Origin of the sequence: Winogradskyella sp. (assembly GCF_965656915.1) — a bacterium.
Lineage (GTDB): Bacteria > Bacteroidota > Bacteroidia > Flavobacteriales > Flavobacteriaceae > Winogradskyella.
Map to the genome: position 1 here is coordinate 221,791 of NZ_CBFHMI010000001.1, position 13,873 is coordinate 235,663.

Below are 13,873 nucleotides of genomic sequence, written 5' to 3' on the forward strand. Positions count from 1 at the left end.
ACTTTGCAATCTCAAAAATATATACATTTCGGATATGAATAAAATATACTTTTTAAGTACTTGCAATACGTGCACTCGTATTATTACTGAATTGAATTTGCCTGAGAATTTTTATCTTCAAGACATTAAAACAGAGCCCATCACAAAGTCACAAGTTGAAGGCATGAAATCCTTGTCTGGCAACTATGAGAGTTTATTTAGCAAACGTGCCAGATTATATAAAGAACTTGGTTTAAAAGATAAATCACTTTCTGAAGAAGATTACAAATATTATATTTTAGAACATTACACATTTTTAAAACGCCCAGTAGTTATATACAACAATCAAATTTTTATTGGTAATTCAAAGAAAACTGTAGCAGCTGCTAAACAAGCCATACATGGAAAGTAGACGCTTTGCCATTTTTGCATTATTTATGGTGCAATTATTATATGGTCTCAATTATACCATCGCAAAAGTGGTAATGAATGAAAGCTATATAAAACCCTTTGGATTTGTGTTACTGAGAGTTGCAGGTGCAACCCTTTTATTCTGGATTGTAAGTTTATTTGTACCTCAACAAAAGATTGAAAAGAGAGATTTTATTAAGCTTTTTGTTGCAGCACTTTTTGGTGTAGTTATAAATATGTTATTCTTTTTTAAAGGTTTAGAATTTACATCGCCCATACATGCTTCTGCTATAATGACCATCACACCAATCATTATACTAATTCTCTCTGCCTATATTCTTAAAGAAAAAGTTACAACACTCAAAATAATTGGTGTTGCTTTAGGACTTACAGGAGCTTTAATTCTTACTATTTACGGTAAATCTGCACGAGCAGGCGACAATGTGCCTCTTGGAAATTTACTGATTTTTTTAAATGCAATATCTTATAGTATTTACGTAATACTAATTAAAAAATTAACTGCAAAATACCATCCATTTTCATTTATAAAATGGTTGTTTTTGTTTGGTTTAATCATTCTAATTCCGTTTGGTTATAATGAATTTTTAGAAGTGCAGTGGAAATCATTTACACCACACATAACCTTCTCTGTATTGTTCGTAATTGTCGGTGCCACTTTTGGCACTTATGTGTTCAACCCACTGGCTTTAAATAAGCTAAAAGCGTCTACTGTTGGGATATTTATTTATCTTCAGCCGGTTATTGCTGGGCTTTTTGCGCTTTATATTGGTGCGGATTTCATAGATTCTTTAAAAATATCGGCTATGTTACTGATTTTTATAGGTGTATATCTTGTAATTAAAAAACCAAAATTGTCAAATTAGACTGAAACTAAAATCTAAAATATTTAAATCTGTAGATGACATTCCTAAATCGTATTGGGATAGTATAAATTGTTGTACCAGTATTTACTATTCACCTGAATTTTTAAAAGCATTTGAAATTTCAAACACAGATATAGACTTCAATTATATATTTATTTTAAAAAATAAAGAAGCAATAGCTTTTGCGAATACTCAAATCGTTTCAATAGGTATTGAAACCATTACAAAGAATATAACAATGTCTGATAGAATCAGACGATTTGTAAATAAGATATTTTGCAGAAATCATCTACGTGTTTTGTTTTGTGGCAACGTTTTTTTGAGTGGAGAATATGGTACCTATTTAAAGGATGGTGAAGATAAAATAGCCACTTTTAAGGCGATAGCTAACGGAGTAAGAAAGTTATCTAAAGTCACAAAAAAACTAAACGCCATCTTTATTAAAGATTTTGAAGATGATTCTTTACACATTACAGAACACTTAAAATCCTTTGACTATGCATCAATGCAAGTAGAACCTAATATGATTATTAGTTTGAAACCAGAGTGGTGTTCATTTAATGATTTTAAAAACGCATTAAGGTCTAGGTATCGCGTTAAAGCAAACAAGGCAGATTCTAAAAGCGAATCTTTAGCAACAAAAATTTTCTCAGAAAAAGACATTAAGAAACATAAAAAAGCCTTACAAGAATTATATCAAAACACCATTGATAATGCTGATTTTAATGCACAAATATTAAATCTTGATACCTATATTGAACTTAAAAAATTATTCAAAGAAAAATTTATTGTTAAAGGCTATTTTTTAAATGATCTGTTAGTTGGTTTTCTATCTGCAATGCAAAACGGTACTCATCTCGATGCGCATTTCATTGGTATAGATTATTCTAACAATAAAGAATATGCCATTTATCCTCGAATATTGAATGATTATGTAAGGCTTGGAATAGAGACCAAATCTGACCAGATCAACTTAGGTAGAACTGCTTCTGAAATAAAAAGCACTCTGGGTGCACAACCTAGAGCATTAACCTGCTACTGCAAACACAAACTATATTTGCCAAATCAGATTCTAAAGCCATTTATAAAAAATGTGCAAATTAAATCTTACAGACAACATCGACCTTTCAAATAAATCTATAACATCATTGGTTTTGGTCTAACACCATACTTGCGTGTATCTTCTTTGGTTAGCACTTTAAAATTTTCAGACTTCGGGAATTTCTCTGCTAATTCTAGCATCTCTTTAGGTAACTCTGTAAGCTTTCGAACTTTCAAATCTATCCATGCACCTTGCATTTCACAATAGGCTAAGTTTTCTCCTTTATGATTATAAAAATTATGCTCAAACATAAATAGCATGCCATCTTCACTTAGCCCAGAAACTTCAATAGTCACGGTAATTGGTGTGCCAATAAAGGATTCTTTAAAATAGTACATATGCTCATAAAACACGACTGGACCAACATTGTATTTATGTATTTCCTTCATAGAAAATCCCTGCTCATTAAAAAAAGACATTCGTGCGTGACTCATAAAATTAGTGTAGGCAGAATTTGCCAGATGTCCATTGGCATCAACATCACTCCAACGAATTTCAAATTGTTTTTTGTACATAGTTTTATCTTAAAAAAAGAATCACAAAGTTAAAAAAGTATGTGGTCTACTAAACATACTATTCAAACATTTTCATAACCTTATATAACCATTCAATTTTGTACCTTTGCTCAACTTTAATTAAAGCTTTTTAATGATACAATCCATGACAGGTTATGGGAAATCTGTTTTACAGCTCCCAACAAAAAAAATATCTATAGAGTTAAAATCACTTAACAGTAAGAGTTTAGATCTCAATGCGCGTATGCCTTCTATGTATCGTGCAAAAGAATTAGAAATTAGAAAACGCATTGCTAAAAATCTTATAAGAGGGAAAGTAGACTTTTCTCTTTATGTAGAAATTACAGGCGAAGACACAAGTTCTAAAATAAATAAAACCGTTGTTAACGAATACATTAAGCAACTAAGAGATGTCGTGGATGGTGATTCTACTGAACTTTTAAAAATGGCCATAAGATTACCAGATGCAGTAACTACAGAGCGTGATGATATTGATGAAGAGGAATGGACACAAATTGCGGATGGAATTAATAAAGCCATTAGCAAAATAGTTGCTTATAGAAAAGATGAAGGAGCGACTTTAAAACAAGATTTTAAGGATAGAGTTACTTCTCTAAAACGTTTATTACAAGAAGTTATAACAATGGATCCTGACCGTATTGATGGTGTTAGAGCACGATTAGAAAGAGGAATATCTGATATTAAAGAAAAGGTAGATGAAAACCGATTTGAACAAGAATTGGTTTACTATATAGAGAAATTTGATATCACTGAAGAAAAAGTACGACTAGATAATCACTTAGATTATTTCATGAAAGCCCTTAACTCAGATGATTCAAACGGTAAAAAATTAGGATTTATTTCTCAGGAAATTGGCAGAGAAATCAATACCATAGGTTCTAAATCTAATTATGCACCTATGCAAAAGCTTGTAGTCCAAATGAAAGATGAACTGGAAAAAATTAAGGAACAATTATTGAATGTGCTTTAAGTAGTTTTTAGTCGCAGTAGTAGTATTTAGAAAATAACTAATGTCAGAAATAAAAAATAAAAAACAAGGTAAACTCATAGTGTTTTCAGCTCCTTCTGGATCTGGTAAAACCACCATTGTGCGTCATCTTTTAAAACAACCCGAGTTAAATTTAGAATTTTCTATTTCTGCAACATCCAGAGAAAAACGTGGTACAGAAGAACACGGTAAAGACTATTATTACTTATCTCTCAAAGAGTTTAAGAATAAAATTAAAAATGATGAATTCTTAGAATGGGAAGAAGTCTATAGAGATAATTTTTACGGAACTTTAAAGGAAGAAGTAGAACGTATTTGGGCAAAAGGTAAACACGTAATTTTTGATATTGATGTATCTGGCGGACTTCGTATTAAACGAAAATTTCCAAAGGAAACCATAGCTATTTTTGTGAAACCACCTGATTTAAACGAATTGGTAAGACGATTAAAAGATCGCGGAGAAGAAAGTGAAGACAAAATAAATATGCGAGTAGCAAAAGCACCTGCAGAATTAGCTACTGCACCTTTGTTTGACACCACTGTTGTTAATTCTAATTTAGAAGATGCATTGCAAGATGCCTATACATTAGTATCTGATTTTATAAATAATTAATTATGAAGATTGGACTGTATTTTGGTACTTTTAATCCAATACACGTTGGTCATCTGACTTTGGCAAATCATATCGCAGAACATAGCAATCTAGACCAGGTTTGGTTTGTAGTGACTCCTCAAAGTCCTTTTAAAAAGAAAAGTAGTTTATTAGATAATCACCAAAGGCTAGAAATGGTTTATAGAGCTACTAAAGATTATGATAAATTAAGACCTAGTGATATTGAGTTTGGTTTAAATCAGCCTAATTATACGATTGATACACTAACATACCTACACGAAAAATTTCCTAATCATGAATTTGCTCTAATTATGGGAGAAGACAACTTAAAAAGCTTTCATAAATGGAAAAATTATGAAATAATCCTAGAAAATCACTATATTTATGTGTATCCAAGATTAACTAAAGTTAAAACTGCTAGTCAATTTAAGGATCATCCTAAAATTTTTAACATTTCTGCCCCAATAATGGGATTGTCTTCAACGTTTATAAGACAAGAAATAAAAGCTGGTAAAAATATAAGGCCAATGTTACCAGAACATGTTTGGGAATATTTAGATGAGATGAATTTCTACAAATAATTTTAACGTAAAAAGCTTATCTTATTTAATTAGAATTATTAATTTTATTCAAATTTTAAAAAATGACATTCACTATAGTTTTTTTGACGGCAATTATTGCTTTAATCATATCAAAAACAAGAACTATTATCCTAAGAAATAATTTAGACTCCAAAAATGAAAAACGATTATTAATTACAGGGTCTCTCATAGTGTTATTTTTAATCACAAATGCCACATTACCTTATCCACAATCACTTTATTGGTTTATAGCTTTAGGAGTTGTCTCATCGAGTTCAATTTTATCTTACAGTGTCATTAAAAGAGAATTTAAAAGATTTATGGCATTAGAAACTAAAGATCGAGTAGTTAATGTATTATTCTACAGCCTGCTTATTATTGTAACAAATCTTTATATTTAGAAGTGATAGAAAGCATTTGGTAAATGCTCTATACTAAATCCATTGTTTTCTTTTACTACAGCAATTATATCGAATCGAACTTCAGATTCAAGATCATTTTCAATTACATACTCATTAACTGCTTTTACTAAATTTTTTATTTGCTTAGGTTTTACAAAGTCTTGCGGATTACCAAAGTCTTTAGTTGACCGTGTTTTAACCTCTATAATTGCTAAAATATTATCCTTCTTGGCAATAATATCTACTTCTGCCTTATCAAATCTATAATTACGTTCTACGATTTTGTAATTTTCTTTTAATAAAAAATCTACAGCAAGTTGTTCTCCTTTTTTACCTAGCTCATTATGTTGTGCCATTTTACTAAAATAGAAAATTAGTCTTACTTTTAAGTAATAAAACAAATACCTATACACATCAATTTAATATTTGACTTTCCATTTTCTTTCGGCCAAAAGAGTTCGCTACTACTGATATTCTTTTTTCATGGCATTGTATTCTCTTTTTTATTATTACGAAAAGGAATTTTCCATAACAATAAAGCAAGTAAATGGCTTAGTCTTTTGCTGTTTTTATATGCGATGTATATTTCGCCATATATGTTGGGTTATGCTAATTGGTATTCCAATGAATTAACCCGAGAAATTCTATTCTTTGTACCATTCATGCAGGTGTTACTAATTGGTCCCGTGGTTTATTTTTATACCAAAAGTCTACTGAATTCTAGTTTTAAACTTTCAAAGAAAGATTATTGGCATTTTGTACCAGCAATAGCTTATCTTATTTATAGCCTGATTATTTTTGTTTCGGATAAGCTCATCTTAGACGAATTTTACTTTTACGCAGATGGTAGAGACAAGGATTTAGCAAATTGGTATCAAGGAACAGGACTCATCTCTATGGCATTTTATTTGGTGTTAAGCCTTCGCTATTATTTCAACTATAAAAAACTAGTTTTTGATAAAGTCAGTTATGCCGAAACCGTTTTGTTTGGATGGATTAGGAATTTTATGATTGCCTTTCTAAGTATTCTAATTCTAAGAGTGTTATTTTTTATACTTAATCCAGAATGGGGCGAATTTGGAAGCCAATTTTGGCACTACATAGCATTCTCGTTTGTTTTTTATTATATCGCTGTTACAGGATACAGTAATGTTATAAAACAAACGACTCTGAGGAGCGAAAAACTAAAAGTAGTCAATGTTTTTGAAGATGAAAATTTAGCCTTGAAAACTGAACCCAAGTCAAACCCTTCTGAACCGGACACTTCAAAATGGAAAGACAAGCTTTCAAAATTAATGATAGAACAGTATTTATTTGAAAATCCAAGATTAACACTCTCTGATGTTGCGAATGAATTGGATACGACTACAAAGACTGTGTCTTCAATTGTAAATTCTGGTTTTAATATGAACTTTAACGATTTTGTAAACCATTATAGAATTGAAGCAGTTAAAGAAAAATTATATAAAGGCGAACAAACGACATCTACACTATTAGGAATTGCTTTGGATTGTGGCTTTAATAGTAAAGCTACCTTCAATAGAGCTTTTAAAAAAAGCACCTCTTTATCACCTAAAGATTATTTAGAAAAATTAACAAAAGAATAGGTCTCAAATCAAGATTTGAAGCGTTTGATATGGCTTTTTAATTGAAATTTGCTTCAAACAATAATTCATCATGAAAAAAATCTGTATTCTATTTAGTTTACTTATTTCAGTTATAGCACCTGCGCAACACCAATTAAAAATTATTGACTCTATTATAGATTCAAAAATAAAAGAAAGCGACCCAGGAATAATGGTTGGGATTGTACAAAATGGAAAAGTTATCTTCGAAAAATACCGAGGTTTAGCCAACCTTCAACATCAAGTTAAAATTACTAAAAAAACTCGCTCTAATATTGCTTCTACAGCGAAACAATTTACAGCATTAATGGTGCTAGACTTAGCGTTAAATGAAACACTTAGCTTAGACGATGATATTAGAAAATATCTACCAAAACTGTATAAGAAAGTTGAAGATAGCATCAAGATAAGACACCTAATCAATCATACCAGTGGTATTAGAGATTATGTTGAGTTACTCAGTTTACAAGGAAATATCTGGTGGAAACAATTTGGTTTAGATAACGATGATGTTATGGCTTTGATAGAAAAACAAAATGACTTAGGGTTTAAAGCTGGGTCACGATATTCATATAGTAATTCCAACTATAATATTCTTGCAAAACTTATCGAGGCCGTTACTGGCAAAAAATTTACGGATTATTCAAAACAATTCTTTGTTAATTTAGGCATGAATGAAACAGCATTTGCTGAACGTTATATGGGCGTCATTCCAAATAGAGCAGAACCCTATAATGATTGGGGTTATGGCGAATGGTTTCAAACACCAACCGTGACCAAAACCAGTGGTGAAGGTTTTTTATTTACTACGTTAAAGGACCAACTTATTTATGAACAAGCCGTTCAGAATGCCATTTCAGCTAATAACACGTTACTAATAAAAAGTCAACAAACTATCCCTAATAGCGAAATAAACACCTATGGCTTTGGGCTAGAACTCAATAATCAATTAGGTCATACCTCTGTATATCATTCTGGAGGCACGTATGGTTATAACTCACAAGTTGATAGGTATACTGAACACGGTATAACAATATTTGCTATGAGCAACAATGGTAATATTAGTACTAATTTAATCTCAAAAGAGATAGCAAAAATTTTACTCCCAAAATCAACAAAAAGCGATACGTATAACAACAAATATTATGATTTAAAAGCGGGTGATGAAACCATAAGCATCTTTGGAAAATATACCTATCCTAACGAAAATTCTATTGTAGAAATCCTTAAAAAAGACGTTAAACTTTATTGGAAAGAAAAAAACTTTACCGTAGAGATGATTTCTGAAACAAATAATAGCTATGCGTTTGTTAATAATCCAAAGTTAAAAGTTGCTTTTTACCATAGCAAGATGGTCGAATTTTACCCATCTGGAAAAACCATGAGTTATAAAAGACAAAATGAAGCACCTGTATCATTAACTGATTTAGAAGGATTAGAAGGCACTTACCACAACAAAGACATAGATGTCAGTTTTAAATTAAAACTCACAGATGGAAACATATTAAAATTTAAGCTTGATAGTGATGAAAATTTCGAAGATGTAACGGTTTATAATAAGACATACCTATTAGCAGATAACTATTTTTTAAAGACAAAAAGAGATAGCTTTAATAGAGTGATTGGCATTTCATTTACTTATGGCAGAGCCCTAAATATGGCTTTTGAAAAAAACACAAATCTAAAATATCAACCTAAAATTGAAACTAAAAATGGATACATACAGGTTACAACCATTGAGTCTGTAAATGGCGATGCTTCAGACATTCTATTAACTAAAAACTATTCAAATGGTAATGAAATTTGGTCGCAACAATTTGGAGGTAGCAGTTATGATAAAGCGAGTTCTATTTTAGCTACGGATGATGGTTACCTTATTATTGGTTCTACTAGCTCCTACGGAAATGGCAACTACGACATGTTTGTTATTAAAACTGATAAAAAAGGAAACAAACAATGGCAGAATACTTATGGTGACTTTTACAATGAATACGGTTATTCTGTTGAAAAAACGGAAACAGGTTATTTAATAAAAGGAACTATTCAAAATTGCACTTCTAATTCAGATGTTTTAAATAGAGAATGTACAACCAATGTTTGGTTTGTTTCTATTGATAAAAACGGTAAAGAATTGTCTCGTGAAGTGTTAGAGACAATTAATTAAAGACTGTTTCAATCTTCAAAAATAATTGAAGTGGTCTCTTTAGAAACGTTTATATCTATGATTCTTCCTAAAACTAAAGCTCTATTGTCCTTTTCGTGGCCAGCAGGCATATTAAAAGCAATAGGGAAGTTATATTCTGAAAGCGCATCAAGTATAAGTTGTTCTACAGATGTTCCCCAAAGGGTTGTATTCTTTCTAAGTTTAGACATGTCACCAACTATCAACCCTGCACAATTATCAAAATAGCCTGCACGTTTCATACTTTGAAGCATACGATCTATATGATATTTATATTCCCCAATCTCTTCAATAAATAAAATCTTGCCAGACGTATCAATACTTTCATCAGAACCAAGCATAGTATGGAGCATTGTTAAATTTCCGCCAACCAAAGGACCAGATGCTTCACCTACTCTATTATACTCAGATCCTTCTAGTTTATAGTTTTGAGGCTTTCCAAATAGGGCTGATTTAAACGTATCTATTGAATTTTGAACTTCGCTTAAATCTTCTTTTAAACTAACACACATTAAAGCATGCATCGATTCAAAACCTTCGTTATGCACTTGGTTATGTAAGGCCGTAATATCGCTATATCCTATAATCCATTTTGGGTTTTTCTTAAACTCAGTATAATCGAGTTTGTCCAAAATTCTAACGGTTCCATACCCACCTCTTGCGCACCAAATGGCACTAATTTTAGGGTCGTCCATAGCATTTTGTATATCCTCACATCTTTCATAATCGGTACCTGCAAAATGATCGGCCTTACTAAACACATGGTCACCAACTATAGCAAATAATCCCCAACTTTTCACTAAGTCTTTAGCCTGTTGTACTTCACGTTCGCGATTCTTTAGAATCCCAGAAGGAGCAACTATCGCAACAGTGTCACCAGCTTTTAAATACGGAGGTCTTATTAATTCTGATGTCATTTCGGTAGAATTATTGAATTTATTTTGTGAAAAAAGCGTCACATTAATCATTAAGATTACATTAAAAATTACGAATACGAAAAATGATTTCAAGGCCATGAATCTGCTTTCTGTAAATGTACATTTTTTTTCTAAATCCCTTATATATTGCGTACTTTTGTGGCTTTAAAACACAGAAAATGTCTAAACGATATACCATAACAGCAGCATTACCATATACAAATGGACCAATACATATTGGCCATTTGGCTGGTGTTTATGTACCTGCAGATATATACTCAAGATACTTAAGGTTAACCGGTAATGATGTTGCTTTTATATGCGGAAGTGATGAGCATGGAGTGCCTATTACAATAAAAGCAAAGAAAGAGGGTGTAACACCTCAGGATATCGTAGATAAATACCATACTATTATTAAAACATCATTTGAAGATTTTGGTATTTCTTTTGACAACTATTCCAGAACCTCAGCAAAAATTCATCATGATACTGCTTCTGAATTCTTTAAGACTTTATATGATAAAAATGAATTTGTTGAAGAAGTTTCAGAACAACTGTATGATGCTGAAGCTAATCAGTTTTTAGCTGATCGTTTTGTGACTGGCACATGCCCTAAATGTGGCTATGACGATGCTTATGGTGATCAGTGCGAAAACTGTGGCTCTAGCCTTAATGCTACAGATTTAATTAATCCAAAATCTGCAATAACAGGTAACAAACCAACACTAAAAGAAACAAAACACTGGTTCCTACCATTAAATAAACACGAAGATTTTCTGAGAGAATGGATTCTGAAGGGACATAAAAAAGATTGGAAACCAAATGTATATGGCCAAGTAAAATCTTGGGTTGATGATGGATTAAGACCACGTGCTGTAACCAGAGATTTAGATTGGGGAATTCCTGTACCTGTAGAAGGTGGAGAAGGAAAAGTGCTCTACGTATGGTTTGATGCTCCTATTGGCTATATCTCAGCAACCAAGGAGTGGGCAGAACGTGAAGGAAAAAATTGGGAAGACTATTGGAAGGATGAAAACACAACTTTAGTACACTTTATTGGCAAGGACAATATCGTTTTTCACTGTATCATTTTTCCGTCTATGCTAAAGGCAGAAGGATCTTATATTTTACCAGAAAATGTACCTGCCAATGAGTTTCTAAATTTAGAAGGCAATAAGTTATCAACCTCTAAGAATTGGGCTGTATGGTTGCCCGAGTATTTAGAAGATTTTCCAAATCAGCAAGATGTATTACGTTATGCTTTAACAGCTAATGCACCAGAAACGAAGGATAACGATTTTACGTGGAAAGATTTTCAAGCTAGAAACAACAACGAATTAGTTGCCATATTTGGTAACTTTATAAATCGTGTTGTTGTTCTAACCAATAAATATTATGATGGCGTTGTACCTCAACCATCAGATTACACGGATATTGACAAAGAAACCATAGCTGCATTAAAAGCTTATCCTGCAGTTATTTCTAGTTCCATTGAGCGTTACCGATTTAGAGAAGCCAGTCAAGAGTTAATGAATTTAGCGAGACTCGGTAATAAGTACTTAGCAGATGAAGAGCCTTGGAAAACTATTAAAACGGATGAAGAGCGTACAAAAACTGTAATGTTCATTGCGTTACAGATTGCAGCAGGTTTAGCAGTTTTATCTGAACCATTTTTGCCTTTCACATCCAACAAGCTTAAAGGCATTCTGAATAAAATGGATAATAATTGGGATGATATCTCTTCAGAGAAGACTTTACTACCAGCATCACATCAGATTGGTAAAGCTGAATTTTTGTTTTCAAAAATTGAAGACGCCACAATCCAAAAACAACTAGACAAGTTAGAAGCTAGCAAAAAAGCTAATGAAACTGCAAAGAAAAAGGTTGAACCTCAAAAGGATGAAATTACATTTGATGACTTTACAAAACTAGATATTAGAGTCGGTACTATATTAGAAGCTGAAAAAATGCCAAAAACTAAGAAGCTATTAGTTTTAAAGGTAGATACCGGAATAGATACACGTACAATTGTATCAGGTATTGCTGAAAGCTTTAAGCCTGAAGAAGTTATCGGTAAACGTGTCACTGTTTTAGTCAATTTAGCACCAAGAGCATTACGCGGAGTAGAAAGTCAAGGTATGATATTAATGACTGAAGATGTTTCTGGTAATTTAGTATTCGTAAATCCTGATACTGATGTTAGTAATGGTTTAAAAATTAGTTAATGATAAAATCATTATTCTTCTCTTTATTTTGTGTATTTAGTCTTTATCTTCAATGTCAAGAAGTTGTTCTGAGTTTTAAAAATGAAAAGCTTTCCAGACGCATTAAGAAAGACTCGTACACCATTATTAATGAAGAAAATAATAATGTAGCACTTATTATTATTGAGAGAAAAGACGCAATTGCGTATCTCTTTGACGAGAACTTCAATAATATCTCAGCATTTCAAACCTCTAATATTAAATTTAATAAAGTGCTTGGTTATAAAATAACAGAGAATAAGTATAGTGTTGTTTATACTAATGATATACGCACTAAATTTGCGCTTCATCAATTTGATTTTAATTCAGAAACCAGTCAAATTATTGAAATTGAATTAAACCTAACTGATGACGAATTGTTTTTAGACGCAGTGAGTTACAATAATGCACTTTATGTTTTAAGTGGCAACAACAATTCTGAGCTTTCCATTAGGTTATTAAATTCAGAAAACGAATTTGAACTATTAAAGACATTTCATTTAGATAAAATAGGTGAAGATACCGCCTTAGTGAATAGCAAAATAAACTTAGGTTCATTTGCACTTTCTGGCACCGAATCATCAAATATTACCAAAATAGATTCTCGTGTACCAAATTCAATAGAACGCGCTTCCAATGCTAATAAGTTATATCAAGATAAAGAAACTTTAATCTTTAGTTTTGATGTGAATAAAGAAGCTACAATTCTATACACAATTAATTTAGATCTCCTCAGCTTAAAAGTTAATTCAATTCCCTATCCTAAAGCTAAAATGAATGACGATTATAAAAAATACAATTCATTCATATTTGAGAATAAGATATTCCAAATAGCATGTTCTAGAGACGAAATGGCATTTGTAATTGAAGATTACGAAGGTAATCTCCTAAAAGATTATTATGTCAACCGAGATATGTCTATTAGTTTTAAAAATTCACCGATAATACAAGAAGGTACAACCGCATTGCCCTTTATAACTAGCAGAAAATTAGAGCAAACCACCAAATACTTAAGAAAAGTATCTTCAGGCAAACCAGGTATAAATGTTCAGAAGGTTAATGGCTTATATTATATAACGTTAGGAGGTTATAAATATGTTGCTAATACTGTGCCAATGGTGGGTTATCCGAACATGTCGTCGAATGGATTTACATCATATAATCCTACATTCTTAGGTTACACGGCTTACACATCAACTAAATCAACATATTTCAATACGATTCTAAATTTTGAATTTGAGCACATTAAAGGAAAGGTAGAAACTAATATGTTCGATCGTGTTTCTGCTTATAAAAAAAATATAAAATATATCACTGCAGAAGATGTATTCTATTTCAATGATAAACTTTACTTCGGATATTTTAACCTTAAAGAGAGTGAATATAACCTTGTTAGGTTTTAGATACCACT

The 13,873-nt window shown here is 31.6% G+C and carries 14 protein-coding genes; 11 read left to right on the forward strand and 3 right to left on the reverse strand.

Translation table 11 applies throughout. The features are described from left to right. Window positions 1-34 precede the first annotated feature (34 nt). The 3 genes from ACTG3Y_RS01020 (at window position 35) to ACTG3Y_RS01030 (ending at window position 2,409) form a co-directional block, all read left to right on the forward strand. On the forward strand, window positions 35-391 hold the full coding sequence (locus tag ACTG3Y_RS01020; protein ID WP_439151061.1) for an arsenate reductase family protein: 357 nt from the start codon (window positions 35-37) through the stop codon (window positions 389-391). Beyond that, the gene (locus ACTG3Y_RS01025; RefSeq protein WP_439151062.1) at window positions 381-1,274 is read left to right on the forward strand and encodes a DMT family transporter; all 894 of its coding nucleotides are present in this window, start codon (window positions 381-383) and stop codon (window positions 1,272-1,274) included. The genes ACTG3Y_RS01020 and ACTG3Y_RS01025 overlap by 11 nt, the downstream gene beginning before the upstream one ends. 238 nt (window positions 1,275-1,512) lie before the next feature. Continuing rightward, window positions 1,513-2,409, forward strand: a complete 897-nt coding sequence (locus tag ACTG3Y_RS01030; RefSeq protein ID WP_439151063.1) for a hypothetical protein — start codon at window positions 1,513-1,515, stop codon at window positions 2,407-2,409. 2 nt (window positions 2,410-2,411) lie between these two features. Here ACTG3Y_RS01030 and ACTG3Y_RS01035 read toward each other — a convergent pair whose 3' ends face one another. Further along, window positions 2,412-2,891, reverse strand: coding sequence for an acyl-CoA thioesterase (locus tag ACTG3Y_RS01035; RefSeq protein WP_439151064.1), 480 nt, complete (start codon window positions 2,889-2,891; stop codon window positions 2,412-2,414). Between the two features lie 133 nt (window positions 2,892-3,024). Between ACTG3Y_RS01035 and ACTG3Y_RS01040 the strand changes: the two genes are divergently transcribed. The 4 genes from ACTG3Y_RS01040 to ACTG3Y_RS01055 all read left to right on the forward strand — a co-directional run bounded on the left by ACTG3Y_RS01040 (window position 3,025) and on the right by ACTG3Y_RS01055 (window position 5,495). Continuing rightward, on the forward strand, window positions 3,025-3,882 hold the full coding sequence (locus tag ACTG3Y_RS01040) for a YicC/YloC family endoribonuclease (RefSeq protein WP_439151065.1): 858 nt from the start codon (window positions 3,025-3,027) through the stop codon (window positions 3,880-3,882). A gap of 40 nt (window positions 3,883-3,922) precedes the next feature. Next, window positions 3,923-4,513: a guanylate kinase gene (gmk, locus tag ACTG3Y_RS01045; protein WP_439151066.1), complete on the forward strand. Its 591-nt coding sequence runs from the start codon at window positions 3,923-3,925 to the stop codon at window positions 4,511-4,513. Between the two features lie 2 nt (window positions 4,514-4,515). Further along, window positions 4,516-5,094, forward strand: a complete 579-nt coding sequence (gene nadD / locus ACTG3Y_RS01050; RefSeq protein ID WP_439151067.1) for a nicotinate (nicotinamide) nucleotide adenylyltransferase — start codon at window positions 4,516-4,518, stop codon at window positions 5,092-5,094. Between the two features lie 62 nt (window positions 5,095-5,156). Beyond that, a complete protein-coding gene (locus tag ACTG3Y_RS01055) occupies window positions 5,157-5,495 on the forward strand; it encodes a hypothetical protein (protein WP_439151068.1) in 339 nt (112 codons plus the stop codon). On the opposite strand, the gene ACTG3Y_RS01060 is transcribed toward ACTG3Y_RS01055, so the two are convergent. Next, complete coding sequence (locus tag ACTG3Y_RS01060; protein ID WP_439151069.1) at window positions 5,492-5,851, reverse strand: YraN family protein; 360 nt, start codon at window positions 5,849-5,851, stop codon at window positions 5,492-5,494. The genes ACTG3Y_RS01055 and ACTG3Y_RS01060 overlap by 4 nt on opposite strands. Before the next feature lie 204 nt (window positions 5,852-6,055). Between ACTG3Y_RS01060 and ACTG3Y_RS01065 the strand changes: the two genes are divergently transcribed. Both ACTG3Y_RS01065 and ACTG3Y_RS01070 read left to right on the forward strand, forming a co-directional pair. Next, window positions 6,056-7,102, forward strand: coding sequence for a helix-turn-helix domain-containing protein (locus ACTG3Y_RS01065; RefSeq protein WP_439151070.1), 1,047 nt, complete (start codon window positions 6,056-6,058; stop codon window positions 7,100-7,102). A 70-nt stretch (window positions 7,103-7,172) separates the two neighbouring features. Next, window positions 7,173-9,284, forward strand: a complete 2,112-nt coding sequence (locus tag ACTG3Y_RS01070) for a serine hydrolase domain-containing protein (protein WP_439151071.1) — start codon at window positions 7,173-7,175, stop codon at window positions 9,282-9,284. Window positions 9,285-9,292: 8 nt separating this feature from the next. Here the strand turns inward: ACTG3Y_RS01070 and ACTG3Y_RS01075 are convergent, their stop codons facing one another. Next, window positions 9,293-10,219, reverse strand: a complete 927-nt coding sequence (locus ACTG3Y_RS01075; RefSeq protein ID WP_439151072.1) for a S66 peptidase family protein — start codon at window positions 10,217-10,219, stop codon at window positions 9,293-9,295. A gap of 179 nt (window positions 10,220-10,398) precedes the next feature. Here ACTG3Y_RS01075 and metG point away from each other — a divergent pair, with 179 nt between their 5' ends. Further along, entirely contained in the window at window positions 10,399-12,444 is a 2,046-nt protein-coding gene (gene metG, locus ACTG3Y_RS01080) for a methionine--tRNA ligase (protein WP_439151073.1), read from the forward strand. Next, window positions 12,444-13,865 (forward strand): hypothetical protein, encoded by a 1,422-nt coding sequence (locus tag ACTG3Y_RS01085; RefSeq protein WP_439151074.1) that lies wholly within the window; start codon window positions 12,444-12,446, stop codon window positions 13,863-13,865. Before metG ends, ACTG3Y_RS01085 begins: the two co-directional genes overlap by 1 nt. Window positions 13,866-13,873: the final 8 nt, after the last annotated feature.

What these genes read in the sequence shown, in the direction of transcription:
- ACTG3Y_RS01020 (WP_439151061.1), top strand. Translation starts at nt 35, where the DNA reads ATGAATAAAATATACTTTTTAAGTACTTGCAATACGTGCACTCGTATT.
- ACTG3Y_RS01025 (WP_439151062.1), top strand. Translation starts at nt 381, where the DNA reads ATGGAAAGTAGACGCTTTGCCATTTTTGCATTATTTATGGTGCAATTA.
- ACTG3Y_RS01030 (WP_439151063.1), top strand. Translation starts at nt 1,513, where the DNA reads ATGTCTGATAGAATCAGACGATTTGTAAATAAGATATTTTGCAGAAAT.
- ACTG3Y_RS01035 (WP_439151064.1), bottom strand. Translation starts at nt 2,891, where the DNA reads ATGTACAAAAAACAATTTGAAATTCGTTGGAGTGATGTTGATGCCAAT.
- ACTG3Y_RS01040 (WP_439151065.1), top strand. Translation starts at nt 3,025, where the DNA reads ATGATACAATCCATGACAGGTTATGGGAAATCTGTTTTACAGCTCCCA.
- gmk (WP_439151066.1), top strand. Translation starts at nt 3,923, where the DNA reads ATGTCAGAAATAAAAAATAAAAAACAAGGTAAACTCATAGTGTTTTCA.
- nadD (WP_439151067.1), top strand. Translation starts at nt 4,516, where the DNA reads ATGAAGATTGGACTGTATTTTGGTACTTTTAATCCAATACACGTTGGT.
- ACTG3Y_RS01055 (WP_439151068.1), top strand. Translation starts at nt 5,157, where the DNA reads ATGACATTCACTATAGTTTTTTTGACGGCAATTATTGCTTTAATCATA.
- ACTG3Y_RS01060 (WP_439151069.1), bottom strand. Translation starts at nt 5,851, where the DNA reads ATGGCACAACATAATGAGCTAGGTAAAAAAGGAGAACAACTTGCTGTA.
- ACTG3Y_RS01070 (WP_439151071.1), top strand. Translation starts at nt 7,173, where the DNA reads ATGAAAAAAATCTGTATTCTATTTAGTTTACTTATTTCAGTTATAGCA.
- ACTG3Y_RS01075 (WP_439151072.1), bottom strand. Translation starts at nt 10,219, where the DNA reads ATGACATCAGAATTAATAAGACCTCCGTATTTAAAAGCTGGTGACACT.
- metG (WP_439151073.1), top strand. Translation starts at nt 10,399, where the DNA reads ATGTCTAAACGATATACCATAACAGCAGCATTACCATATACAAATGGA.
- ACTG3Y_RS01085 (WP_439151074.1), top strand. Translation starts at nt 12,444, where the DNA reads ATGATAAAATCATTATTCTTCTCTTTATTTTGTGTATTTAGTCTTTAT.